The sequence below is a fragment of the Streptomyces sp. NPDC087844 genome (assembly GCF_044742785.1).
Lineage (GTDB): Bacteria > Actinomycetota > Actinomycetes > Streptomycetales > Streptomycetaceae > Streptomyces.
The window spans coordinates 378,846-403,383 of the sequence record NZ_JBIUVD010000001.1; the positions used below are offsets into that span (position 1 = coordinate 378,846).

The following is a 24,538-nucleotide window of genomic DNA, read 5'->3' on the forward strand; positions in this document are numbered from 1 at the left end:
CCTCACGCTCCCTCAGAAGTGTCAGAAGTGTCCTGGTTGTTCCGCCCCGAGAAGCCGGGTCAGGGCGCTCCGGGAGCGGACTCCGAGCTGGGTGAAGACGTTCCGCAGGTGGTACTCGACCGTGCGGGTGCTGATCGAGAGCTGCTGAGCCACTTCGCGATTGGTCGCGCCCTCCGCCACGGAGCGGGCTATGCGCAGTTGCTGGGGGGTGAGCAGACCGAGGGAGCCGGTTTCGGGTGCGGTGGTGAGCGTGTCCCCCGCCGCACGCAGTTCCGCGCGGGCGTGCTCGGCCCACACGTCCGCGCCGCACTGCTCGAACCCCAGTACCGCGGCGCGCAGTTGGGGCCTCGCTTCCACGGGGCGGCGCCTGCGACGCAGCCACATCCCGTAGGCGAGCTGGGTCCGGGCGTGCTCGTAGGGACCGTTGGCCTTCTCGTGTTCCGCCAGTGCCGCGGTGAACAGTTCCCCGGTCCGCCCGTCGCTCGACACGAGTGCCCGGCAACGCGCCAGCAACGCCGGTGCCTGCGGATCCGCCCCCATGGCCGCCCACACGGCGTACTGGTCGATCAGGCCCGCCGCGTCGACGTCGTGGCCCGCGAGCACGGCGGACTCGACATAGCAGGGGATCACCATCGCCCAGAGGCCGAAATGCCCCTGTCGTGGGCCGCCTTGGACGAGGGGGGCCAGGCGGGCGGCGGCATGTTCGGCGTCGCCGTGCCCGAGGTCGGCGCGGGCCTGCGCCCATTCGGCGAGTGTGCTCGTCTGGCTGAGTCCGTGCGCGTGAGCGGTGCGCAGCGCCGCCTGGGCGTGGGTGGCGACGGTGGCCGGCCCGCCCGCGATCGAGGCGGCCAGCGCGAGCACGGCCGACAGGCCGGCCACCACGTTGTGTTGCCCGCCTTCGCCGGCCGCTTCCAGACCGGCCTCGGCGTGCACGCGGGCCTGGTGGTAGCTGCCTTCACGCAGTTCGGCGTAGGCGAGGTGCTCAAGGACGCGGGGTACGAGTGCCGTCGATCCCGCGGCGCGGGCGGTGGCCAGCGCGATGCCGAGCACCTGGCGTGCCGTCGCGAGGTCGCCCAGCATGAGGGCGATCGTGCCGGCCGACATCAGGCCGGGTGCGTCGGTCCGGGCTGTCAGGACGCCGAGCACGGGACGGAGCAGCGCGTTGGCACGGCGGAAGTCGCCATCCACCACGCAGCGCATGCCGTCGCGGTAGTCGCGCCAGAGGGCGTCGGCCGGGTCACGTCCGGCCGCTTCGTGCTGTGCGGCGCTCTGGGAACCGGCGGGGGCGCACAGCGCGTCGAGGGCTCTGCGGTACCCGTCGCGGTCACCGCCCGCCCAGGCCGCGAGTGTGGCGTGTACGCAAGCCGTACGTGATCGGGCCGGGTCGGTCGTGCGCGAGGCGGTGGCGGCGAGGAGGAGCAGGTTGTAGGCGTCGGTGACCGGACCGTCGTGCAACAGCAGGAGGCCTTGCGTCAACTCGGTGCGCTCTTGCGGCGGTTCGTCGCCGACAGCGGGGTGACCGGCCCGGTGGTCGGAGTCCGCCCGCATGGTTTCACCACTCACGTGCACCACCGTTCCCTGTGGCCCCACCGGTTCCCTGTGGCCCCACTGTGTCGAGCGTAACGAGCGACGGACGTGCTCGGGCGCGATTCCCCCTATTGCCGACCGGCCATCCAGTAGGGCCCCACCGGTGGGCGACCGGTGATTCCACCGATGCGTACAGGGCGCGGGGCTTCCTACGTTGCTGTTGCGCTCGACGAACGGATCCGTGGAGAGCGCTCGTGCCACCGCTCAGGAAAGAGGTACCGCCATGTCTCATCGCGCATCACGTCGCAAGCTGACGATCGTGTCCGTCGGCGTCGCCGGCGCTCTCGGTGCCGCCGGACTCACGCTGCTGCCCTCGATGGCCTCCGCCGCCCCGTGTTCCGACGTCGAGGTGGTCTTCGCCCGCGGCAGCGGCGAGGCCCCCGGGCTCGGCATCGTGGGAGCGCCGCTGGTGAGGAACGTCAAGAGCGGACTGCCGGGCAAGTCGGTCACCTCGCACGCCGTCGACTACGCGGCGAACTTCTCGCAGACCAGCGCGGGGCCCGGCGCCTCCGACATGACGGACCACGTCAGGTCCACCGCGGCGAACTGCCCCGACACCTCGTTCGTTCTCGGCGGCTACTCGCAGGGCGCCAGCGTCACCGACATCGCCCTCGGCATCCGTACGACGCTGGGCACCGGCCGGACCATCCCCACCGATCTCGCGCCCCGGGTGAAGGCCGTCGTGGTCTTCGGCAACCCGCTTCAGCTGTCGGACAGGACGATCAACACGGCGAGCGGGCTCTACGGCGCGAAGGCGAAGGAGTTCTGCAACACCGGCGACCCGGTGTGCGGCAACGGGCGCAGCACGGCGGCGCATCTCAGGTACCACGTCAACGGCAGCGTGCAGACGGGAGCGCGTTTCGCCGTCGACAGGATCGACGCGGGCTGAGCCGCGTCCGGCGTCACCGCGGCGGTCCGCTCCTGACATCTGTCAGGTACGCGCCGGACGGGTCCCCCATACGTTGAGTGACGAACCCGACCACTTACGAGGGGACTTTCCATGCGCAGGATCGCCAGGGCCGCGGCAGCCGTGTCACTCGCACTCGGTGTACTGACCACCGTCGGCTCGACCGCCGCCAACGCCGCCACCTCAGCCGCCAGTTACCACGGCTGCCAGGATGGTTACGTCTGTATTTACCCGGGCGCGGGCTGGAACAACGATCAGCCGTCGCACGTCTACTACGACTACGGGACCTACAACCTGAGCGGCATGTTCGGCACGTACCGCATCATGAACAACCAGACCGGCGGCGCGACCATGAGCACCTGCACCGGTTACGACGGCAACGGCTGTGAGGGGAACCTGCCGAGCGGCTGGTTCATCGACAAGGACATGACGCCGATCAACTCGATCACGCTCCAGCCGTAGGAACCGTGTCGTAGGACCCGCGCCGTAGACGGATGCCGCGTCACGCGTGAACCACCGGTCCGGGCCTCCACGGGGGAAGCCCGGACCGCTCCGCGTTGTTCCCCGCCGGTCCCGCCGTCACCTGTCGAGGCGCAGTTCGCGGGCCGTTCGGCCGTAGTGGGTCCTGAGACCGCGGGCCAAGTGGCGGGGGTCGTGGATGCCCCAGCGGGCGGCCACCGCGGCCGTCGTACGGCTGTCGTGGGCGGGGTCGAGGAGGTCGCGCCGCACGCGGCCGAGGCGTTCGGCGCGCAGCCAGGTCGCGAACGGGGTACCGGAGCGGCCGAACAGGCGGTGGAGCTGGCGGGCGGAGATGCCGTGGGCCGCCGCGACCGACTCGACGGACAGGGACGGGTCGGAGATGTTCGCCAGGGCATAGACACGGATGCGGTCGACCAGTTCGGTGGCCGTGTCCGTCCGGCCCGGCGCCGTCTCGGTGAAGGCCGCGATCAGGAGTGACACCAGGGCATCGCCGACGTGCGCCTGTGCGGGACCGGCCAGTTCGTCGAGGTGGGTACCGAGTCCGCGCAGGAACCCGGAGAACACCGCCTGCGCACCGGTGTCGGCGGGCAGGCGGCGGGCTGCCCGATCGGCCACCGTCATCGCGTGCGGCCCCAGTTCGGTACGGGAGATACCGACGGCCATCACGTCACAGCCGTCGGCGACGGCCATGCGGTACGGGCGGGTCATGTCGAGGACCACGAAGTCACCCCGATACGCCCGGGTCCGGGTGTCGCCCTGATCCACCGCGGCGGGCTCCGACGACCCGTGCAGGGTGATCTTCAGCAGCTCGGGGTCCGTGGACGAGATCGCCCGGGTCGACCGCCGGACCAGATGAGCCGAGCCCCGGATCCGCGCCACCGCCACGCGCCCGACCGCCGCCGCGTCGATGTCGGCCCGGAACGCCCTCCCATGCCCCTCGGCATCCGAAGCCGTCACGGCTGTCACGGCTGTCACGGCTGTCACGGCCAGCGGAGCGAGGACCGTCGACGCGGCGGTCTGCAACTCGCCGACACTGGCCTGGTGTACGTGTAAAGCGCCACCGTTCATGGGGCTGCTCCCTGTTCGCCGGGCATATAACGTTATATCGATCGGTGTATCCGGAAGTCACTTGGTACACGGGGCGCGAAGAGGCGACGACCGCGGCGGGAAGTGGAGACTTCTCACGCCCCCGCCCCCCTACCTTCTACTTGGGGGAGCGGCGTCGGCTGGAACCCTCACCACAGTTCCAGCCGACTGCCCGCCACCGGGGCAGGGACAACGCCACGTCGGCGAGGTGGAGGTTGCTGATGCCAGGTGCCCGCCACGCGCACCGGCGCACGACGACCGTGCCGAACAGTGTCGCCGGCAGCCGCCCGTGCCCGTACTCCAGGCGCGTGCGTACCGCACCGTCCGGGCCGCTGGGCGGGTGCGGACACCTCCGGGCGGCTTCCTCCTCCCGCCGGGCCCGAATCCAGGGAGAAGGGCCCTGCTCCCGTAGCTGTCTTGACGCTTGTACTCCGTCCTGCCGGCCGGTCGTTGTGAAGCGGCCCGGACCGTCCTCGGTCAGTCAGCCGCGGTCCACGAGCCGTATCAACTTCGCCCGCAGCCCTCGACCTTCGACTCGTCGGTGCTCAACCCGGCCACCGCGATTCCCCGCCGCCACGGCACCACCGTCAACACCCCGACCGTGGCCGAAAGGGCCTCCCCATGATCCGCCTCTGCCTCACCGAGGCCGGCGTACGCGGGGTTTGGCATGACGACAGGCGCGGCCCCCGATCGGGGGCCGCGCCCTTGGCGCGAGAGGTTGGTGAGCCGCCTGTCAGCGTTTTCTGTTGGCGTCGCCGTTCAGGTGACCGGTCGTTCGCGCCACGGCAGGATTTGCTCTACCTGACGATGCTGCCCTGTGCCATACCCCTGTGGACGTCAGCAGTTCGTCCAGTAGTGCGAGGAGATACGGTCGTTCCACTCCCACGGGATATTTCCCTGTGAAGCGTTGGGTGCGCATGTCGAGGCACCGCCGTAGCCGATGTTTTCGAAGACGCGGACGGAGCCATAACTTCCTGCGAAGCCGCGGTTCTGCCATGCGGATGCCAGGTCGTTGAAGTTCGTTCCGTTGGGGCAGGTCCGCCAGTCCATGTCGTCGTTGATCCAGGCACAGCTCATACCGGTGTAGTTGGTGTCTCCCCAGACCTGGTATTTGCCGTCGATGTCCATCGCGACATGCGGCGCTGCGGGGACGTCATGGCTGTCAGCGTGCGCGGTGGGAACGAGGGCGAAAGCAGTAAGAGCGAGGGCTGAAACCAGTGTGGTGATCAGCGACGCGCGGACGTTCTTCATGGGCTGCTTCTCCTGAGATTCGAGAATGTGCTCGGACACGCCTGTTCGTGCGTGGTGTTTGTCGTCATCCGTGCTCGCGGGCGATGACGTCCCGCGCGCGTGGCAGCGCGGCGTTCTGCAACCGCCGTTTGTCGGTGACGTCCTTCCTGTACCGGGCACGGACCCGGTCGCCGTAATACCGGTCAAGGTCGGCGACAACTTTGCTGAGGGGGGTGCTACGGGCGCAGGTCGCTTCAGCGACGGCGATATGGGACGAGGACTTGTCGGCCTCCTCCGGAGACTGAGCCGCCGCGCGCTTCGCTGCGGTTTCCCGCGCTTGGCCCGGAGTGTCGTAGGGCTGACCGGCGGCCTTCATGCAGCTGGCCCACTGCCCTAGGGCCTTCTTGTATCGGCTGTCCGCTCGGACTTTCGGAACGTATAGGGGCTGGAGATTGGTCGTCACGACCTGCACCCGAAACCACGTGTTGAGATCGCCGTACAGGGCGCGCTGTGCTTCGGCGATGCAGCCGTGATTACTGGTGGTCAACGTCATACCGGTCGGGGCTTTGGCAGACACCCCTTTCGACTGTGCCCCCATCAGCACGGTCAGTGCCTCGGTCCGGCCGTGCGCGGACAGGGACCGGAAGTAGCGCTCATTCGGATCTCTTTCCCTCAGCACCCCGATCCGGCGCTGCTCCTTTCCCCCATAGCCCTGTGCACGGGCCCATGCGATGTCGTCGACGACGTAGGGGAACGAGCGCTGAGCTAAGAGATCTCGCGGTGCCGGAACTACGTAGGGGATACCGTGGCGGCTCATGCACCGGCCAATGAGCAATTGCTCCGCATAGTCCAGTGAGTTCATGTCTCCGGACGCCGGTTCATGGGCGGAGTCGCCGCTCCCCGGTGCGGGAGGTGGACTCTGGCCTCCGCACCCCGCTACGGCGAGGACTGTCAGCAGTACGGCGACCGCACCCGGCTTGATTTTCATCGTCAGCCCCCATTTGAGTTCCTGGCCCCACACGTTGGGCGACAGCTATGGCCGACGCCCTGTGACGCGGTCCGCTGTTGGCTTGCTGCCGCCTGGAGTGGCCGGCGGGCATCGTCACCTGCACCGTGCTCACAGCAGTTCCGGCGCCCCGTTCCCCAGTGAAATTAGCTGACTCGGGTTGTCCGGAATCGGAAGTCCTTCGCCGGAAGAACAGATGGGAGACAATGCCCCGGACATGATCAGTCGCACGGGGGAGGGGTGACAGTGGCGCGCAGTGAACGCCCGCTGGACAGCGGAGACGGAGCGGTGCTGCGGTTCGCCGCGGCCCTGCGCCAGTTGAGACAGAGGGCAGGCAGTCCTACCTACCGAGTGTTGTCCGGGCGCACGCACTACTCGGTCACCACGTTGGCCAACGCCGCCGCAGGACGCGCGTTGCCCTCGATGGCGGTCACCCTCGCGTACGTTCGTGCGTGCGATGGCGACGAACGGGAGTGGGAGCTGTTGTGGAAAGGTGCGGCGGCGGAGCTCGCAGTAGACGTAGACACGGGACAGACCGGCGGCCGGGACGTCGCTATGGACGAACCGGCTCCGCCGTATCCAGGGCTGGCAGCGTTCCAGCCAGAGGACGGAGAGCGTTTCTTTGGCCGGGACCGCCTGACTCAGAACCTGCTGGACCGTCTGTCGGAGGAGCGGCTCGTGGCGGTCTTCGGCGCTTCGGGTTCGGGCAAGTCGTCGCTTCTGCGGGCCGGATTACTGCCCCGGCTGCGCGCCGAAGAGTCTCAGAAGACCGTGGTGCTTTTCACTCCCGGGCCGCATCCGCTGGAGGAGTGCGCCGTCCAGTTGGCCACGCCGGCGCAGACCACTGCCGGCCAGATGACTTCCGAACTCGGCGCCGAACCCGCCAACTTGCACCGGGTCACGCGGCAGATTCTGGCCGGGCAGCCGTCTGGCGCCGAAATCATTCTTGTCATCGACCAGTTCGAGGAAGTCTTCACGCTGTGCCGGAGTGTGGAGGAACGGGCCTCTTTCATTTCCGCGCTCCTCACGGCGACCCAGGCACCGAACAGCCGCTGCCGCGTCGTGCTCGGGGTCCGCGCCGACTTCTACGTCCACTGCACCCACCACGCGGACCTCATCACCGCGTTGGCACGCGGACACATCACCATCGGGCCCATGACAGCGGAGGAACTACGCCAAACTGTGGTCCAGCCCGCGCTTCGCGCGGGGCTCAGTGTCGAGGGCTCACTCGTCGCGGCACTGGTTGCCGAATCTCACGGTCGACCCGGCGTGATGCCACTGCTCGCGCACGCCCTGCTGGAGACCTGGCGCCGACGTCGTGGCAACGCTCTCACGCTGAACGGATATCAAGCCACGGGTGGTATGGAGGGCGCGCTCACCCGGACTGCGGAAGAGTTTCATGGCTCCCTCACTCCGCCACAGCAACGCGTTGCCCGGAAGCTCTTCCTGCGCCTGACCGCCCTGGGCGAAGGCACGGAGGACACCAAACGCCGACTGCCGCGTGGTGAGCTGGACACGCAGGCTGCCGACGTCGCCGTCGTCCTTGAGCGCGCGGTCCGGGCCCGCATTCTCACCCTTGACGACGCCCATGTCGACATCGCCCATGAGGCTCTGATCCGGTGCTGGCCGCGACTGCACCAGTGGCTGGCGGAGGACCGCGACAGCTTGCGTCGCCATCGGCAGCTCGCCGAGGCCGTTCTTCAATGGGAATCCCTCGGTCGGGACCCGGACGCCCTCTACCGAGGGAGGCGGCTGGCCATGGCCAGTGAGTTCACCGACGACATGTGGTACCACGACATGCTCACGGAACCTGAGCGGACCTTCGTCAAGGCGAGCCTGGCTGCGGAGCACGAGCGGGGACTGCGCGACCGGCGCCGCACGCAGAGGCTGCGTCGCATCGTCGCTCTCTTAGCGGTATCGGCTCTTCTGGCCACGTGCGCTGCAGGCTATGCCCTGCATGCACAGGAGCGCATCACCCAGCAGCGAAACAACATTCTGTCCCGCACGGTTGCGGCTGAAGCGCTCACCCTGCGGGTGCGCCAACCGGGGCTCCGCACTCAACTCATGATGGCCGCTTACCAGCTCTCCCCTACTCCCGAAGCCCGCAACGGTCTGCTCAGCGCTGTCGACATTCCACTGCGCGGCAGCCGTGCCAGCGTCTCAGCAGTGGCGTTCGACAGCGCTGGGCACAGATCAGCTGTAGGCGGCGACGACGGCACCGTACAGCTTTGGGACACCTCCGTCAGCGGTCGGCCGGTAAGAACGGGGGTGACCGGCCGCGCCGGCCGAGTGGCGTCCATAGCGATCTCGCCCGACGGCCGGACCCTGGCGGTGGGTAGCTACGATCGCAGCACGCGTTTGTGGAACGTGTCCGACATCAGTCGCCCCGTGCTGACCGCCACGCTTGCGGGCCACACCGACACGGTGTTCTCGGTGGCCTTCAGCCCGGACGGGAAGACGCTCGCCACCGGAAGCTATGATCACACGGTCCGGCTCTGGGACGTCAGCCACCGTCACCGCCCTACCTCACAGGCTGTACTGAGGGGCCACCGTCTCAACGTCAAAGCTGTGGCCTACAGCAGAGACGGGAAGATGCTGGCGACGGGCGGCGACGACCGCACCGTACAGCTGTGGGATGTGCGGCGGCCCGACCGACCCGTCCGCCTCTCCGTCCTTACGGGCCACACCAACTTCGTCACCTCTCTGATGTTCAGCCAAGACGGCTACACGCTCGTCTCCGGAAGTGACGACCAAACTATACGGCTTTGGGACATCACCCGCCTTGGCCACCCAGCCATCCTGTCTGTCCTTGACGGCCACTCCGACGTTGTCATATCAGTAGCCCTCAGTGTGGACGGCCGTCAGCTGGCGTCCGGCAGTTACGACGGAAGTGTCCGTCTCTGGAATACCGCAAATTTGCGTCACGTCGAACTAAACGCCGTCATCACCGGCTACGGCGGAGCAATCAATGCCGTGACCTTTGCTCCCGACGGACGGACTCTGCTCACCGGCAGTGATAACCCCAGCGCCCGCATATGGCAGACGGATCCCGTGCAGGCCATCGCGCACATCTGTGCCCAAAGCCCTGCCGCGATCACCCGTTCCCAATGGAGCCGCTACTTCCCCGGTATCACATACCGGCCGCCCTGCGGCTTCCCAGGGCGCGCGGCCGAAGAGTAATCCCAGGTGGCTGCGGCGGCCGGGTTGAGCACCGACAAGTCGAAGGTCGAGGGGCTGCGGGCGAAGTTGAAACAGCTCGTGGACCGCGGCTGACTGACCGAGGACGGTCCTGGCCGCTTCACAACTCGCGGCGACGGTCTCATCCGCGTTCGATGATCCGAACCCGATCGCGTACGGGGAGCACGTCCGGCTGCCCGCCTCAAAAATCGACATGCCCGCCCGCCTGGCCCGGCGCGCCAGGCAAGGGGGCTCTCACAGTACCTGTATCACCAGGGTCTCCCAGTCATCCAAAACGCCTGTCAATCTGGTCGAGTCGAAAGCGCCGACAACACTCATGGGACACGCAGTGCAGCTTTAACCCCATCATTTCCATTCAGCTGCCACAAATGCGTGACCGTGTCGGCGCATTCTTCCACGACAGAAGGGACGGAGACCAATGACGGACAACCAATTCACCACTCACGCAGAACTTTTCGATCTGAGTGGGAAGTACGCCCTTGTCACTGGCGGCACCAAGGGCATTGGGATGATGATAGCGCGCGGCCTTCTCCAGGCGGGCGCCCGCGTGGTCATCAGCTCACGCAACGCAGACACATGCGCGGAGGCACAGCATCTACTGTCCGAATTCGGCGACGTTCGAGCAATCCCCGCCGACCTGTCCAGGCACGACGAGTGCCAGCGCCTCGCTGATCTTGTCGCGGTCGACTCGGAATGCCTGGACATCCTTGTCAACAACGCGGGAGCGATGTGGCGCGAGCCGCTGGAGACGTTCCCGGACGAGGCCTGGGACACAGTGATCGACCTCAACCTCAAGTCGCCGTTCTGGCTGGTACAGGCGCTGCTTCCGGCACTTCGTAAGGCGGGCACCGCCGATGATCCCGCGCGGATCATCAACATCGGCAGTATCGCCGCCATCCACGTCGCCCAGTCGCCCAACTACTCGTACGCCAGCAGCAAAGCGGCACTTCATCAGCTCACCAGGGTACTTGCCAGAGAGCTGGGCCCACAGCACGTCACGGTGAACGCGGTAGCACCGGGAGTGTTCCCTTCGCGGATGATGGCGACCACTCTCGATGCCATCGGCGACACGATCGCGGCGGCCGCCCCTCTGCGCCGACTCGGCCGCGACGACGACATGGCGGGTATCGCCGTGTTTCTCGCCGGCCGGGCCGGGTCCTACCTCACGGGCGCCATCATCCCGGTGGACGGCGGCATCGCGACGACCGCGACGGGTACTCCTTAGACCGCGGGACAGACTGCGGGACGGGATTACGGTGAAGGGATGGCCACAATGGATCCACGGACCGAGATCCGGGAGTTTCTCAGCTCGCGTCGCGCCCGCATCGCACCCGAGCAGGCGGGCCTGCCCGCTTACGGCGGCAACCGTCGGGTCAAAGGTCTGCGCCGCGAGGAGGTAGCACTCCTGGCGGGGGTATCGGTCGACTACTACGTGCGCATGGAGCGCGGCAGCCTCGCCGGTGCCTCCGATGGCGTGCTGGACGCGCTGGCCTCTGCCTTGCAACTCGACGAGGCCGAGCGCGACCACCTGCTCCACCTCGCACACCGATCCAGGGCGCCCGGCGGCCCACGCCGGCGTAGGCCCGCCGTGACGGTGCGCTCGACGCTGCAGCAGGTGCTCGACGCGATCTCCGATGCGCCGGCCTGGATCGGTAACGGCCGCTATGACGTGCTCGCCATGAATCAACTCGCTCGCGCGCTGTATTCACCGGTGCTGGCCGACCCACGACGGCCCGCGAACACAGCGCGGTTCGTCTACCTGGACCCCGAGGCGGCCAGAGATCTCTTTGTCGACTACGACCGGATTGTCGGTGACGTGGCCGCGAAGCTACGCATGGAAGCCGGTCGCAATCCGCACGACGAGGAGCTGATCGCCCTGGTCGGCGAACTGTCAACGTGCAGTGAGCCGTTTCGGCAGCGGTGGGAATCGCAGGACGTGCGGCTGCGCCGGTCCGGCCGCAAGCGTCTGCGCCATCCGATCGTGGGTCAGCTCGACTTGGACGTCGAGTCCCTGGAACTGCCCGCCGAACCCGGCCTGCACCTCAACGTCTACACCGCGCCCGCGGGTACACCGACCGCTGACAAATTGGCGCTCCTGGCGTCGTGGGCGGCCGGCCAGCAGACGCTGGCGACCGAGCTCGAAGCACACAACGGATAGCCCAACCCGAAACGATCAACCGGGAAGCAAGCCGGTGGATCCGGGCTCAGTCATGGGTCGGCGACTCCAGCCGACCACTCCCTAACGGGCCGGAACCCGGACCTCCGCCCACACCGTTTTGTACGCCCCTCCCGTACAGAGGGCTGTCCCCCACCGCTCGGCCAGCGCGTCCACCAGCAGCAGCCCGCGTCCGCCCTCGTCCTCCTCACCGGGGCAGGGCGACTCCCGCAGCACGGGGAGTCGTTCGGTCAGCCCGTCGGCCACCTCCACCCGTACGACGTCCTCGCCTGCCCGCATCACCATCCGTACGCGGAAGTCACGGCCCTTGACCCGCCCGTGCGTCACCGCGTTGGCCGCCAGCTCGGCGACGACCAGGGTGACGGATTCGCTCGCCTCGCTGTCGTACGCGTGACCCCACACGTCCATCCGGTTCGCGACCAGTCGGCGCGCTAGCCGGGCCCCTCGGGGCGTGCAGCTGAAGAGCTGGGTGAACGTACGTACGGTGACGGGGACTTGGAGCCCGATGTGTCCTTGCATGGGCCAAAGGTCCCGGTCGGCGGGGCCGTCCACCAGCACCGACACTCGTACGGTGCACCCCGTACGAGTTCACTCTGTGGACAGTCGGAGTGACTTTCCGTGACGATTGCTTCATGACCAACAGCACGGCGAACGAGCCCGAACCGTCGGACAGTTTGAAGACGTTCGGTCTGGTCCACAAGGCTTTCCGCAAGCGGGCGGGGCTCACGCAGGAGGAGTTCGCACCGCTGGTGCGGTACCAGCCGGGGACGGTGGCGTCGATCGAGCAGGGGCGGCGGCTGCCGCCGAGGGTGTACGTCGAGCGCGCGGAGGAGGTGTTGGATGCGTTCGGCGTGCTCCGGGCGGCGGCGAAGTACGCCACGCGGCAGCCGGGGTTGGCGTCCTGGTTCCGCAGATGGGCGGACCTGGAGGAGCAGGCGATCACCCTGCATACGTACGAGTGCCGGGTAGTGCCTGGGCTGTTGCAGACCGACGCCTACGCTCGTGCGGTGATCTGGAGCGTGCCGCCGCTGCCGACCGAAGAACAGGTCGAGCAGCGTCTGGCCGCGCGTCTCGCTCGCCAGGAGTTGCTCGGCACGCGGCGAGAGCCCCCCGCAGCGTTCAGCTTCATCATCGAACAGGCTGTACTGGAGCGGCACACCGGCGGCGAGGACGTCACGCGAGAACTGATCGACCATCTGCTGCAGGTGAACGACCGGCACTGGAACATCGAGTTGCAGCTCATGCCGCTCCGGCAGACCACACACTCGGGCCTGGACGGGCCTGTGCAGCTGCTGGAGACCTCGGAGAACGAGTGGTTCGCGTACTCGGAAGGGCAGCAGACCGGTGTGCTGATCGCCGACCGGAAAGAGATCAGCTTGATCCAGCAGCGGTATGCCAAGATGCGCTCACAGGCTCTCACACCCGACGACTCCGTGAGCCTGCTCCGGGAGATGCGAGGAGCGCTATGAGCACGACCACGAAACGCGCCTGGTTCAAAAGCAGTTACAGCGGCAGCGACGGCGACGACTGCGTAGAGGTAGCCCTCGCCTGGCACAAGTCGACGTACAGCAGCGGCAGCCAGGGCGACTGCGTCGAAGTCGCCGCCTGCCCCGCCACCATTCACGTCCGTGACTCCAAGAACACCCGCGGCCCGCAGCTCACCCTCTCCCCCACCGCGTGGGCGGACTTCGTTCTCGACCTCAGTGGTCCGCGCAGCACGGCGTAGGGTCCGGTACCTCGAACGGGACCAGTACGCCACCCACGGCCGACTGCAGGGTCAGGACCAGCTCGCCGTCCTGCCACTGCGGCCGTACGTGGTCCCGGGTCACCACCGGCTGCGAAGGCGGCGGCTCGCCGGGGGCGCCCAGCACCACCACCCTGCTGATCGCGGAGCGAGCCAACAGCTCCGCGATCGTCAGGGTGCCGGTCAGCTCGGGTGAGCCCGGGTAGACGACGGCGCGGCCCACCTCGTCGGGAGCGCCGGCCGTCACCTCGTACCCCTTCGCCGTGAGGCGTCGCGCGGTGTCCTCGGTCGATGTCGTGAACGACAGGATCACCCTCGGTCGCTCCCCGCGTACCAGGTGGGTGCAGCCGAACGCGCTCTCAAGGAGGGCGAATTCGGCTGCCAGCTCCAGCAGCAGGTGGTCGGCCGCGCGCAGCTCACGTACATCGGCGTCGATCGTGCTGATGTGAGCCGGACGGTTCACGCGGGCAGGACCCAGACCGGGTTCGAGTAGAACCACAGGTCCTTCCACGGGTCCGCGTCGCCGACGACGTCGATCGCGGGGCCCGCCGGGTCGACGGCCGCACCCCGCGAACCGACGGCCGACCGCTTGCCGTCGGAGCCGCGCAGGCGCAGGTAGAGCGGGCGGTCGACGCGGCCGAGGGCGTACGTGATCCGGACCGTGCCGGTGGTCTTGTCGACCTCGTACGACTTGACGACCTTCGTGGTCGGCGCGACGAGAGTGTCCTTGTCGGCGGCCGGGCCGGTGACATCGCCCTGGATGACGTCGACGCGGGCCAGCTTCGGGATGAAACCGGCCCAGTTCGCGTCCTGGGCGAGCGCGATGTCCACGGTCAGTGTGACGTTCGTGCCCTTCTTGACGTGCAGCGCGCCGCCGAGGGTCGCCCAGCGGCTGCCGCCGGAGACCCGGACGTCGAGGCCGCTGATGAGCTGGCCGTGGTCGACCCACACGCGTCCGGCGCGGATGCCGTCCATCACGGCGGCGTACGAGAAGTCCTCGGCGCCGACGTGGGTCCTGCTGTACTGGCCGGGCCAGTAGTCACCCTGGGTGGTGTCGATCTGGCCGCTGTACACCGGGTCGCCGTAGCGGCCGTCGGTGTTGAAGTCGCCGCCACCGCGCGCGGCGGTGTCCGCGTAGACCTGGTGGGAGTCCGAGTTGGCGCTGATCCACCAGGCCTTGCCCTCGGCGAGCAGGCTGTCCCAGAGGCCGCCGACCGTGGCGGTCATCCAGTCGAAGCCGCCCCAGGTGCGGTAGCTCTCCAGCGGGTAGCCGGCGAACGAGTTGGCGCTCGGGTTGTTGTCGTAGATGCCGCGCGCCCGGCCCATGCCGAGGGGGGCGGGGAGGCCGGCGGCCTGGTGGCCGGGGGCGCCCTCGAAGCCGACGGCTATCTGGTGGCTCGGGGAGGTCGCGTCGCGCCAGGCGCGGATCTCGTGCGGGGAGTCGACACCACGACGCGCCGGGTGGTTGGCGAGCATCAGCGCGTCCTTGACCTTGCGGCGCTGGACCTGCTCACCGAGGAACGCCAGCCCCGCGACGGCGAGCGCCTCGTTGGCGGGCGTCGAGTCGGAGGCGTTCTTCACGCTGCCGTCGTAGTCGGTCTCGAACTGCTTGAGGACGGAGACCTCGTTCTTGCCGGGGTGCACGAAGACCGTGCCGTGCTCGGCGCCGGGGATGTTCCATTCGAGGCCCTGGAAGACGAGGGTGTCCTCGTACGCCTCGCGGGCGGCCTTGATGTCCGGGTTGACCTTGTCCACGCCGATCTTGGCGTGCGCCACGCTGCCGTGGTCCGTGATGACCAGCCAGTCCATGCCGTGCCGTGCGCCCTGCCGGACCTGGTCGACGACGCGGTACTTGCCGTCGCTGCTGTACTGGGTGTGGATGTGGTGGTCACCGGCCAGCCAGAGGAAGCCGTTGCCCTTGCGGCCACCGGAAGAGGTGCGCGCGCCGGCCGACGTCCGGGCCCCTGCCGACGTCTGTGCGGCGGCCGTCCCGCTCGCCGCCGCGCCGAACGCGCCCACTGTCGCCAGACCCGCACCGAGCAGGCCCGCGCGGCGGAGCATGGAACGGCGTGACTGCTGCTCGGGGGTCAGGGCCTCGTCGGGTACGGAGGTGTCGAAGGCCGCGGGGAGAGGGGCACTCTCGTGGCCGTGGTCGTGACCCTGGTGGTCGTGACCGTGGTGGTGATGCCCGTGCCCGTGACTGTGTCCGTGCCCCATGTCGGCCTCCTGTGTCCAGCGCCGCCGGTGCGGTCGCGCGCTATGGAGACTCGATGTGAAACATGAACACCGGACGACATGGGAGTGATGTCCGGGCGACTCCGGCACGGCGGCTCGCCTCTGCTCCCACAGTTTCCACAACTACCCTTGTACGTCACACTAGTTGGTCTTGAGGCTCCCCCACGTCGCACCGGTCCCCACACTCCTCCCACGCACCCTCCGACTGGAGGCACCCCCACCATGAGAAGACTCATCGGCACCCTGATGGCCGCCGCGCTGGCCGTCACCGGGCTCACCACCACCGCTACGGCCACCCCCGCTCAAGCGGCTGCCGCCGCCCCCTCCTCCGGCACCTTCAACGTCCTCACGTACAACGTCGCGGGCCTCCCCGAAGGGCTCAGCTCCGGCAATCCGGAGGTGAACACCCCGCTGCTCGCCCCTCGGCTGGGCGCGTACGACATCGTCAACGTCCAGGAGGACTTCAACTACCACGCGGCGCTGTACGCGGGCGACAACCACCCGTACCGCACGGCGACCAGCGGCGGTGTGCCCTTCGGCGACGGTCTGAACACCCTCTCGGACTACACCTTCGAGGACTTCGAGCGGGTGCGGTGGAACGACTGCACCGGCACCAACTGCCTTACGCCCAAGGGCTTCTCGCTGGCCCGGGTGCGGCTCGCGGAGGGTGTCTTCGTCGACCTCTACAACGTACACACGAACGCCGACGACACGGACGACGCCCTCGCCGCCCGGCGCGCCAACATCGAGCAGCTCTCGGAATTCGTGCAGGCCAACTCCGCGGGCAACGCGGTCGTCGTCATGGGTGACACCAACACCCGTTACACCCGCTCGGGCGACAACATCCGTACCCTCGCGAGCGAGAACGGTCTGACCGACGCGTGGGTCCAGCTGGCCCGCGGCGGCAGCGCGCCCACGCAGGGCAGCGACGCGATCGTCTGCCCCACGACCGCGCCGACCAACACCTGTGAGGTGGTGGACAAGGTCCTCTACCGCGGCAGCGGCCTGGTGAACCTCTCGGCCACCCGCTACAACAACGAGTGGGCGAAGTTCCTGGACTCAGCCGGCGGCAACCTGTCCGACCACTTCCCGCACACCGTCGACTTCTCCTGGGCCCTGCCCGCGAAGCTCCGGGCGAGCGACTTCTTCGGCGGCCCGCACGGCACGGCCTTCAACGACGCGGACGACCTCCCGGCCACGCCCTCGCCCCGCACGCTGACCCTCCGAGGCGGCTCGCGCCTGGACGCGGTGTCGCTCACGCTCGACGGCGGTACGTCGCTGACCCACGGCGGCACGAGCGGTACGGCCGCCTCCCTCACCCTTGCCGCCGGCGAACACCTCACCTCGGTGAAGCTCACACAGGGGCAGAAGGACGGTCGGACGCGGATCTTCTCGGCGGCGTTCACCACCGACAAGTCCCGTACGATGTCGGCCGGTTCGGCCACGGCGGACGCGGTGACGTACACGGCCCCGACCGGTTGGCAGATCGCCGGCTTCAGCGGCCGGGCGGGCACGGAGATCGACAAACTGGGTGTGCTGTACGCGCCAATCGGCTGACGCCGCCCCAGGGGCGGGGACGGGGCACTGTCTCGTCTGCGGGTCCGGTGAGGGCGGGCCAAAGTGCCTGACGCTGTCGGAAAACTTGAGAATGAGACTTGTCCAGCATGGGCGATGTGCTGCTGAAGTATGGCGTTGTCCCTGTTCAGAGCATCACTGGCGAGTCAGTCAGCCCGCTGATCGTGGCCCCGATGAGTCGGTGACCATTGGGCGAAGGGTTCGTTCGTGACTGGCGCTACCCATGGGACTGGAGTGGCTGACGTGGCGGTGGCGTTCACTCGTTCGTAGCTGCGGTACCGGGAATCGCGGGCTCGGCGATCTGTACGGATGGGACGGTTGGCGCCCCGGGACTCCGGAGGCCCCGAGATGTGTGCTCGCCCTCGTACCGGCCGCGTAATCCCCGAGTTGACCGTGCGGGTCGCCCGGGCGAGCAACCCCAGGGGCACCACGGCCATGGCGCCATGGCCATCCGCGACCATCACAACGGCCTGTGGAGCGACTAGGACTTCGAGGAGTGGTATCCCGCGGGACGGCAAGCCGGGGGGACGCTGGCGCTTGGGTCGCAGCCCGCATCCTGCACCGTCATGTCCGAAACCGCGTCAGCCGATCATGGGTTTCCCGCGGTGATTACACGGCGGGCGGCGGTGCTTTCCGGAGTCGTCAATCCGGACGGCGTGGCCCGTAATTGAATTACTGCCATACGTTCGGCACATAGAAAGGGTTTTCACTGCTAGCCTCTGCCCCTTGCTTGCGCTGAGCGTGAGCCTTGGACTCGGGGGTGGGCCATGGATCGGATTTTACGCAGGTGGTGGCCGGTTGCAGTGCTGACCTGTTTAGCGCTCGCCGCACTGATCGCCCGGGGTTTCCTCGTCGATCAAGGTGTTCTATACGGCCGTATGCAGGTTCTGAGGGTTGACGGCATGATCGCTGCCGTCGCGGTTATCGCGCTCGCCTTCGGTCTGGCGCACCGGCCCGCCGGAAGTGCGCCGAGAACAGAGAGTGTGGCCGCGCCCGAGCGATGGAACATCGTCACCGGCGCACTCGGCCTGCTGGTCCTGATCGTCTCTGTGGTGAGTCTCTTCTCCCCCGTCGACAGACCTGGTCTGCCCAAGGCGGCGTGCCCCAACGCCCGTACCCAGGGCGCCCCGTACGTCGGCATGACGTCAGGGAAGCTGGGCAACAACAGTCGAAGCGGACCCGGGCGTGCCTTTCCCGCCAATGGTCGCTTCCCGGCTGACTGCTCAGTGGGTTTCACCGACTACTGCCTCGGCGATCCGATCCTCGACGACACCGGCTCCACCGAGCATCAGGAGTGGGTGACCGGCCGCTGGCTGCGCATGATCAAGCAGCCGCCCGACTGGCGGCGGGACGTGGCCGGCCTGCTCTCCGACGAGAAAAGCGGCAATCAGTTCATCGCCGACGCCTTCGTTATTCCGGCGACCAATTACGAGGGCCTGGAATTGGCGAGTGAGGAGGTGTGCGGCCCGCAATTCCCGGCCGAGCGCGCTAAATTGGGAACATTTACGCGGAAGCGCTACCCGGGGGTCGAAGAGCCCAGCACCGAACTGGCCGCCACCTCGGACCACGCCGTCAACATCGGCTTCTCCGTGTACCTGCCGCCCGGTGAGGGGTTCCGCGAAAAGGGGATGGTCTTCCCCCTGTACGACGAGTCCCTGGCCGCTCCGCAGAACCCGGGCCGTGTCTCGCCGAAGAGCGGCAATCGTAAAACGATCACCTGGGCCTACAGCGAGGCGTTGCGCGCCCGTCTGCTGCCCGGCCACGAAGGGTCGGCGCACATCGTCCTCATGGCGATCCCCTGCATCGGAAACAACCTGCCCGACGAGATCTCCAAGGGTGACCTCGCTCGCTACGACATCACCCCGAAGGGCCTTCCGCGGAGCACCGCGCTCAAGCCCGCGGAGCGGAGCAGGACCCTCCGCACCAAGCTGGCCCAAGCCGCCTGCCAGGCCAACGTCTAATTGTTCTGTTCCGGGATGTTGCGGACGGTGACAGGTCGCACGGCTGATCGATCTTGCAATGGGTGAGGGCCTTCTGCCTGGTGTGGACTGCGATCTCTGCACCAGCAACAGCAACAGAGGGGCCCTCGTGCCCCACCGTCATGCACCCCTGACCGAGACCGGACGCCTGCGCCTGGCCCGCTGCGTGGTCACGGACGGCTGGCCGCTGCGCCGGGCCGCGGAACTTCCAGGTCTCGCCGACCACCGCCCAGCGCTGGGCGAGCCGCTACCAGCAGTTCGGCCGGGGCGGGATCGCGACCGTTCCTCCCGCCTGCACACCAGTCCGGGCCGGACCCCGACCCTCACCGAGCACCGCATCATCAGGGTTCGTGTCCTGCACCGCTGTGAACCGGCCCGCATCGCGCACCTGGTGCGGCTGGCGCCCTCCACGTGCACCGCGTGCTGACCCCGTTCAGCCTGACCCGCCTCACACATCTGGACCGCGTCATTGTTTCCTGTGGGCGGCAACATAGGCGGATACCACCCGGATCCCTGGTCGTGACCGAGATCCCCGACAGCGTCAGCGTCAGGCACTAATGGATTGCGCAGTTCCCCGCGCCCCCGGGTACCTGGGGGCGCGGGGAACTGCGCGACGGGGGTTCGGGGGCGGAGCCCCCATGCGGTGGCGGGACGGGCAGAGGCCGTGATCGCTATTCTTGGCCGGACATCCCCAGACACCCCTGGAAGGGGTTGCCGAGAATGGCCCGTGCCGGACTCACCACCGAGCGGGTCGTCGCAGCGGCCGCCGACCTCGCCGACGAGGCCGGGTACGAGCACGTCTCGCTCTCCGCACTGGCCAGAAAGTTCGGAGTCAAGGACGCGAGCCTGTACTCGCACGTCAAGAACCTGCACGACCTGCGGACCCGGCTGGCGTTCCTCGCGGGCGGCGAGATGATCGACCGGATCGCCGACGCGGTGGCCGGACGCGCCGGCAAGGACGCCCTGGCCGCCTTCGCCGGCGCCTACCGCGAGTACGCCCTGGAGCACCCCGGTCGGTACGCGGCCACCCAGATCCGTATCGACCAGAGCCTCGCGGCCACCTCCCCCGCCTTCGCCCGCACCGCCGAGGTCACCCACGGAATGCTGCGCGCGTACGGCCTCGAAGAGCCCGACCTCACCGACGCGGTACGCCTGCTGCGCAGCACCTTCCACGGCTACTGCGCCCTGGAGGCCACCGGCGCCTTCGGCGCTTCCAGAGACGTACGGACGTCATGGAACCGTGCCGTCGACGCCCTCCACGTCACGCTGGAGCACTGGCCACACGAGGAGTCACCGAGCGAAGAGCCGCCCGGCGAAGAGCCCACATCGCCCCAGGCGCCGTAGCCCGGGACCGCCTGGCGATCGGACGGACAGCTTCCCGACCAGGCAGTCCCACACCCTGACCGTCTTCTCGGCGCCCGGCAGAGCGACCCCACACGTCCCGCCAACCACTTAGACTGAAAGCTTCGCAGATGCCACGTGCCGCCTCGGGGGGAGGAAGCGGACCATGTCCCAACCACATGCCCGTGGCGGCTCGTTGAGACCGGACCCCGAGCCGCACATACCGCACGGGCCACGCCCCGCCCGCCTCGTCCGATGGCTGGGCGGACTCGGCGCCGCCGCCGCCGGCTACGCCGTGTTCCAGTCCCTGGTGGGTGTCCTGCCGGACAACATCGGTGGACAGACGGCGCGTTACACCATCGCCGCGGTCAGCGGGCTCGGCACGGCCCTGGCGGCCTGGCTCTCGGCGGCGCTGCTCCGGTCCAGGAGCGAAGGCAACACGCCCGTAGCCCTAGGCCAGTTACACGCGTCCGAGTCGGCACTCTCGGGCCCCGGACCGCTGCCAGACCTCTTCTCCGCCGCGTACGGCACGCTCGCCGGACAGATCTGCGTGGTCGACGACCCCGTACGCGGACGTCTCACCGGCTGGCCGCACTCCCTCGGTGAGAGCGGTCCCGGCCGGCCCACCTCCATGGGCACCGCGTACGGACTGCACATCATGCTCGACCTCGGAATGCCCGAGGGGCGGGTCGGCGCGGGCGATCTGATCGACACGCTCTGGCGGCTGCGCCTGCCGGACGGCGGCTGGTCGGCGCGTACGCAGGGCTCCCAGGCCCGCCCGGAGGTGACCGCCCTGGTGCTGGGCGCGCTGGCCAGAGCCGGAGCCTCACAGGAGCGACTCGCCGAGGAGGTGGCGCACTGCGAGACGCGCTTCACCCACGAACTCGATCTTGCCGGCCGCGAGTTGACGCACGTCCTGACGACCGTGATGCGCGGTCTGCTGCGCGCTGCGCCCGACTCCCCGGTGCTGCCCCTGCTGCGCGAAGCCCTCGTCGAGGGCGCGGTCACCGATCCGCGCCGTCGGCACCACCGCTGCTGGGGCTACCGGCTCGCGCCCCTCCACGGGCCGCCGTCCCCGCTGCACACGGCTCAGGCGGTGGTCGCCCTGGACCGCGCCGCCCGCGTCCTGGGCAGTGAGAGCGTCAACGCGTGCGCTGCCCGCGAGGACGGCGTGCGCTGGTTACTCGCCTGCCCGGACGCCCCGCACGACGCCTGCCTCGACCTGTCCAACCTCCGCGAGGACGTACGCAGGCCGCGCACCGACGACCCGACCCGCCACGAGGTCCTGAACGTACGGCACTTCACGGCCTCCTGGATCGTCCGCGCCCTGCTCACCCCCGGCGCCCGCGACGTCGCACGCGAGGACGGCATGGAGGAGGAGTGGCGCGAGCGGCTGAACGGCGCGGCGAGCGCCGTGTACGCCGGGCAGAGCGACGGCATATGGACCTGGGTGCGCGACGACACCAATGAGCTGCGCCGCCCCATGTGGATGACCTATCAAGGCCTTTCGGCACTGCGGGCGCATGCCGTATGGATGTATCAACCGTTGATCCACCAACCGAATGGCTGAGCCGGGAGGAACGTGCATGGGTGGCCGACAGATCCTGGTGGCACGGCAACTGCTGACCGAGACGCTGGACGGCGAACTGCCGGAACACGCACGGCTGTCGGCGGCCCGCTCGGTGGTAGCCGAACTGGGCACCCCGGAGCGCCTGTTGGAACTGACCGCCGAACTCGCCTCCGGTGAGGGCGATCCGCACGGCTGTGCCCGGCTCTCGTACCGCCACGTCCTCGGCTTCGACAAGCTCCTGCTCATCGACGACGGCCCCCGTCACATGCTGCGCGCCCATCTGTGGCATCCGGGCCGCGGCGCGATCGGCAAGGAGGACATCCACAACCACCGTTCCCCGCTTGCCTCTGCCGTCGTACGGGGGCGTCTGGCGATGGAGCTGTACGCGCCCCGCGGTGACGCCCGCATCGACGCCCGCATCGACGCTCGCGGTGACGCCCGCAGCGCCGGCACGATCGACGGCGGGATCGAGGCGGACCGCTACCAGGAGTCCCTGGCGGACGGTTCGGCGGACTGGCTGCTGGAGCCCACGGGCCCGGCCCGGCTGCGGCTGACCCAGGTCGCGGAGTACGCGGCGGGCAGCACCTACGCCCTGCCCGCGCACACCCTGCACCGGGCGTGGTGCGACTCGGCCGAGCCGACGGTGACGCTCTTCCTGGAGACGGGGAACGGACGGCGGCGGCACACCGACGTGTTCACGGCGGCGGGGCCCCACCCGGGGACCGTACCGAAGGTGCCGTTGGACGTGGACGACTACCTGGGCGAGCTCGACGCACTGGCGGAGCTGCTCAGAAGTTCGTAAGTTCGTAGGTTCGTGAGTTCGTGAGGGCCTGACGCACGATGTCGACGTTGTAGTCGTCGATGTCGACGGTGTGCAGCTCGTCCGGACTCAGCCAGCGGTGGTCCTGGTCCGGCTCAGGAAGGGTGATCTGCCGGGAGAGCGGCCTGACCAGGAAGTTCTCCTGCCAGTTCTTGATCTCCTGCCCGCGGTACTCGCTCACGAAGGACGATTCGCCGACCTTTTGGACGACCTCGCCGAGCAGCCCGGTCTCCTCCTTGAGCTCCCGCAGCACACCGTCCTCGGAGCTTTCGCCGGGCTCCAGCTTCCCGCAGGGCACGCCCCACACCCGGGGCAGGAACCGCTCGGTCTCACTGCGGCGCACCAGCAGGACGAGGCCCTCGCGCATCACGACGGCCGCGGCCAGTCGCTTCCCACCCGTGTTGCCCGTACTACCGGGGATGTCCATGATTCCTGGGTCCCTCGCCGGTCGGAGTCCACAGAGCTTCATACCCACGAAAGCATCAACGCTACCAGGAAGCCCCCTCGGACGGGGCGGGTCCGGGCAGACCGAGGCCGGGCAGACCGGGGCCGGGGCCGCGCAGACCGGGGCCGCCCGGCCGAACCAGCGCCTGCACCTCCCCGTACGCCGGGGCGGCCCCCTCGACGGGCAGCCCCGCCCTGATCAGGGCGGCAGCCTCCAGGGCCGCTCCCAGGGCACGCCGGTAGAGAAGAGACCCGAGACTGACGCGGCGAACGCCCAGCTCGGCGAGGTCCGGAAGGGGCGGTCCCTTGGGTGAGTAGAGAATATTGAGGGGCACATCGAGGGCTTTGACCAGGCCGGCGATCCGGGCCGGGTCGCCGAGCCCGGGGACGAACACGCCGTCGGCACCCGCCAGTTGATAGGCGTCGAGGCGACGGATCGTCTCGCGTCCGCGTCCGCGTCCTCCGCCGTCGCCGTCGCCGTCGCCGTCGCCCAGCCAGAGGGTGTCCGTGCGGGCGTTGACGAACAGCCCCGGCACGGCGGCCTTCACCGCGGTGATCTTTGCCGCGTGGAGTTCGACGGGGGCCAGGGTGCCGTCGGCGCGACCGTCCTCCAGGTTGATGCCGACCGCCCCGACGGCGGCGAGCTCGCGGGCCACCTCGGCGACCTCGGCCGGGTCGTCGCTGAACCCGCCCTCGGCGTCCACCGAAAGGAGGAAGGGGCCCTGTCCCAGCGCCAGGGCCAGCGCGAGTGACGCGTCTCGGGTCGCCGCCGAGCCGTCACGCAGGCCGGCGGCAGCGGCGACGCCCAGGCTGGTCGTCCCGATCGCCGCGAAGCCCTGCGCGGCCAGGGCCGCCGCCGAGGCGTGGTCCCAGGCGTTGGGAAGGAGCAGCGGGGCGTCGGCGTCGGAGTGATGGAGCGCGGCGAAGGCGGCGCAGGTGGGATCCATGGCGCAACGCTAGGGCCGGAACGCTTCGGCCCCGGCCGAAGCGTTCCGGCCTTCGCGCGGGGCCCCGTCGGACGGGGCCGGCCGACGGGCTCCGGTCGGCTGTGGGATGACAGGCCAGGAGAGAACACGGGAACACGGTTTCGTCCGGAGCGCGCGGCGGTTCTTCCGGCTGCCCCGCGAGATGCCACGCCGAGATGCCACGCCGTCCGGCGG

The 24,538-nt window shown here is 68.8% G+C and carries 21 protein-coding genes and 1 pseudogene; 13 read left to right on the forward strand and 9 right to left on the reverse strand.

The window, feature by feature from the left end; all coding sequences use genetic code 11:
- Positions 1-21: 21 nt before the first annotated feature.
- Positions 22-1,563: a LuxR C-terminal-related transcriptional regulator gene (locus ACIOKD_RS01490; RefSeq protein ID WP_402076649.1), complete on the reverse strand. Its 1,542-nt coding sequence runs from the start codon at positions 1,561-1,563 to the stop codon at positions 22-24.
- Positions 1,564-1,810: 247 nt separating this feature from the next.
- Between ACIOKD_RS01490 and ACIOKD_RS01495 the strand changes: the two genes are divergently transcribed.
- Both ACIOKD_RS01495 and ACIOKD_RS01500 read left to right on the forward strand, forming a co-directional pair.
- On the forward strand, positions 1,811-2,476 hold the full coding sequence (locus ACIOKD_RS01495; RefSeq protein ID WP_402076650.1) for a cutinase family protein: 666 nt from the start codon (positions 1,811-1,813) through the stop codon (positions 2,474-2,476).
- A 111-nt stretch (positions 2,477-2,587) separates the two neighbouring features.
- Positions 2,588-2,956 (forward strand): hypothetical protein, encoded by a 369-nt coding sequence (locus tag ACIOKD_RS01500; RefSeq protein ID WP_402076651.1) that lies wholly within the window; start codon positions 2,588-2,590, stop codon positions 2,954-2,956.
- A 117-nt stretch (positions 2,957-3,073) separates the two neighbouring features.
- On the opposite strand, the gene ACIOKD_RS01505 is transcribed toward ACIOKD_RS01500, so the two are convergent.
- The 3 genes from ACIOKD_RS01505 to ACIOKD_RS01515 form a co-directional block, all read right to left on the reverse strand.
- Positions 3,074-4,042 carry a helix-turn-helix domain-containing protein gene (locus ACIOKD_RS01505; protein ID WP_402076652.1) on the reverse strand — a complete coding sequence of 323 codons (969 nt, stop codon included), beginning with the start codon at positions 4,040-4,042 and terminating at the stop codon, positions 3,074-3,076.
- A gap of 855 nt (positions 4,043-4,897) precedes the next feature.
- Positions 4,898-5,350, reverse strand: coding sequence for a hypothetical protein (locus tag ACIOKD_RS01510; protein WP_402076653.1), 453 nt, complete (start codon positions 5,348-5,350; stop codon positions 4,898-4,900).
- Positions 5,351-5,375: 25 nt separating this feature from the next.
- Positions 5,376-6,152 (reverse strand): hypothetical protein, encoded by a 777-nt coding sequence (locus ACIOKD_RS01515; protein ID WP_402076654.1) that lies wholly within the window; start codon positions 6,150-6,152, stop codon positions 5,376-5,378.
- Positions 6,153-6,542: 390 nt separating this feature from the next.
- Here ACIOKD_RS01515 and ACIOKD_RS01520 point away from each other — a divergent pair, with 390 nt between their 5' ends.
- The 3 genes from ACIOKD_RS01520 to ACIOKD_RS01530 all read left to right on the forward strand — a co-directional run bounded on the left by ACIOKD_RS01520 (position 6,543) and on the right by ACIOKD_RS01530 (position 11,652).
- Positions 6,543-9,476 carry a helix-turn-helix domain-containing protein gene (locus ACIOKD_RS01520; protein WP_402076655.1) on the forward strand — a complete coding sequence of 978 codons (2,934 nt, stop codon included), beginning with the start codon at positions 6,543-6,545 and terminating at the stop codon, positions 9,474-9,476.
- A gap of 436 nt (positions 9,477-9,912) precedes the next feature.
- Positions 9,913-10,719, forward strand: coding sequence for an SDR family oxidoreductase (locus ACIOKD_RS01525; RefSeq protein ID WP_402076656.1), 807 nt, complete (start codon positions 9,913-9,915; stop codon positions 10,717-10,719).
- 48 nt (positions 10,720-10,767) lie between these two features.
- Positions 10,768-11,652 carry a helix-turn-helix transcriptional regulator gene (locus ACIOKD_RS01530; protein WP_402077670.1) on the forward strand — a complete coding sequence of 295 codons (885 nt, stop codon included), beginning with the start codon at positions 10,768-10,770 and terminating at the stop codon, positions 11,650-11,652.
- Between the two features lie 81 nt (positions 11,653-11,733).
- Here the strand turns inward: ACIOKD_RS01530 and ACIOKD_RS01535 are convergent, their stop codons facing one another.
- Positions 11,734-12,189 carry an ATP-binding protein gene (locus ACIOKD_RS01535; RefSeq protein ID WP_402076657.1) on the reverse strand — a complete coding sequence of 152 codons (456 nt, stop codon included), beginning with the start codon at positions 12,187-12,189 and terminating at the stop codon, positions 11,734-11,736.
- A 113-nt stretch (positions 12,190-12,302) separates the two neighbouring features.
- Between ACIOKD_RS01535 and ACIOKD_RS01540 the strand changes: the two genes are divergently transcribed.
- A complete protein-coding gene (locus ACIOKD_RS01540) occupies positions 12,303-13,139 on the forward strand; it encodes a Scr1 family TA system antitoxin-like transcriptional regulator (protein ID WP_402076658.1) in 837 nt (278 codons plus the stop codon).
- Positions 13,136-13,396: a DUF397 domain-containing protein gene (locus ACIOKD_RS01545; protein WP_402076659.1), complete on the forward strand. Its 261-nt coding sequence runs from the start codon at positions 13,136-13,138 to the stop codon at positions 13,394-13,396. The genes ACIOKD_RS01540 and ACIOKD_RS01545 overlap by 4 nt, the downstream gene beginning before the upstream one ends.
- Here the strand turns inward: ACIOKD_RS01545 and ACIOKD_RS01550 are convergent.
- Both ACIOKD_RS01550 and ACIOKD_RS01555 read right to left on the reverse strand, forming a co-directional pair.
- Positions 13,371-13,877: a hypothetical protein gene (locus ACIOKD_RS01550; RefSeq protein WP_402076660.1), complete on the reverse strand. Its 507-nt coding sequence runs from the start codon at positions 13,875-13,877 to the stop codon at positions 13,371-13,373. The two genes, ACIOKD_RS01545 and ACIOKD_RS01550, sit on opposite strands and share 26 nt — an antisense overlap.
- The gene (locus tag ACIOKD_RS01555) at positions 13,874-15,631 is read right to left on the reverse strand and encodes a PHP domain-containing protein (RefSeq protein ID WP_402076661.1); all 1,758 of its coding nucleotides are present in this window, start codon (positions 15,629-15,631) and stop codon (positions 13,874-13,876) included. The genes ACIOKD_RS01550 and ACIOKD_RS01555 overlap by 4 nt, the downstream gene beginning before the upstream one ends.
- 240 nt (positions 15,632-15,871) lie before the next feature.
- On the opposite strand from ACIOKD_RS01555, the gene ACIOKD_RS01560 reads away from it, so the two are divergent.
- The 6 genes and pseudogenes from ACIOKD_RS01560 to ACIOKD_RS01585 all read left to right on the forward strand — a co-directional run bounded on the left by ACIOKD_RS01560 (position 15,872) and on the right by ACIOKD_RS01585 (position 22,916).
- Positions 15,872-17,206: a jacalin-like lectin gene (locus ACIOKD_RS01560; RefSeq protein ID WP_402076662.1), complete on the forward strand. Its 1,335-nt coding sequence runs from the start codon at positions 15,872-15,874 to the stop codon at positions 17,204-17,206.
- A 785-nt stretch (positions 17,207-17,991) separates the two neighbouring features.
- Entirely contained in the window at positions 17,992-19,185 is a 1,194-nt protein-coding gene (locus ACIOKD_RS01565) for a hypothetical protein (RefSeq protein ID WP_402076663.1), read from the forward strand.
- Positions 19,186-19,312: 127 nt separating this feature from the next.
- A pseudogene (locus ACIOKD_RS01570) lies at positions 19,313-19,704 on the forward strand (leucine zipper domain-containing protein); the annotation flags it as partial.
- Positions 19,705-19,923: 219 nt separating this feature from the next.
- Complete coding sequence (locus tag ACIOKD_RS01575; protein ID WP_402076664.1) at positions 19,924-20,547, forward strand: TetR/AcrR family transcriptional regulator; 624 nt, start codon at positions 19,924-19,926, stop codon at positions 20,545-20,547.
- A gap of 163 nt (positions 20,548-20,710) precedes the next feature.
- On the forward strand, positions 20,711-22,114 hold the full coding sequence (locus tag ACIOKD_RS01580; RefSeq protein WP_402076665.1) for a hypothetical protein: 1,404 nt from the start codon (positions 20,711-20,713) through the stop codon (positions 22,112-22,114).
- Positions 22,115-22,130: 16 nt separating this feature from the next.
- Positions 22,131-22,916, forward strand: a complete 786-nt coding sequence (locus ACIOKD_RS01585) for a hypothetical protein (RefSeq protein ID WP_402076666.1) — start codon at positions 22,131-22,133, stop codon at positions 22,914-22,916.
- On the opposite strand, the gene ACIOKD_RS01590 is transcribed toward ACIOKD_RS01585, so the two are convergent.
- Positions 22,903-23,361 carry an NUDIX hydrolase gene (locus ACIOKD_RS01590; RefSeq protein ID WP_402076667.1) on the reverse strand — a complete coding sequence of 153 codons (459 nt, stop codon included), beginning with the start codon at positions 23,359-23,361 and terminating at the stop codon, positions 22,903-22,905. The two genes, ACIOKD_RS01585 and ACIOKD_RS01590, sit on opposite strands and share 14 nt — an antisense overlap.
- A 61-nt stretch (positions 23,362-23,422) precedes the next feature.
- Positions 23,423-24,325, reverse strand: coding sequence for an isocitrate lyase/phosphoenolpyruvate mutase family protein (locus tag ACIOKD_RS01595; protein WP_402076668.1), 903 nt, complete (start codon positions 24,323-24,325; stop codon positions 23,423-23,425).
- Positions 24,326-24,538 lie beyond the last annotated feature (213 nt).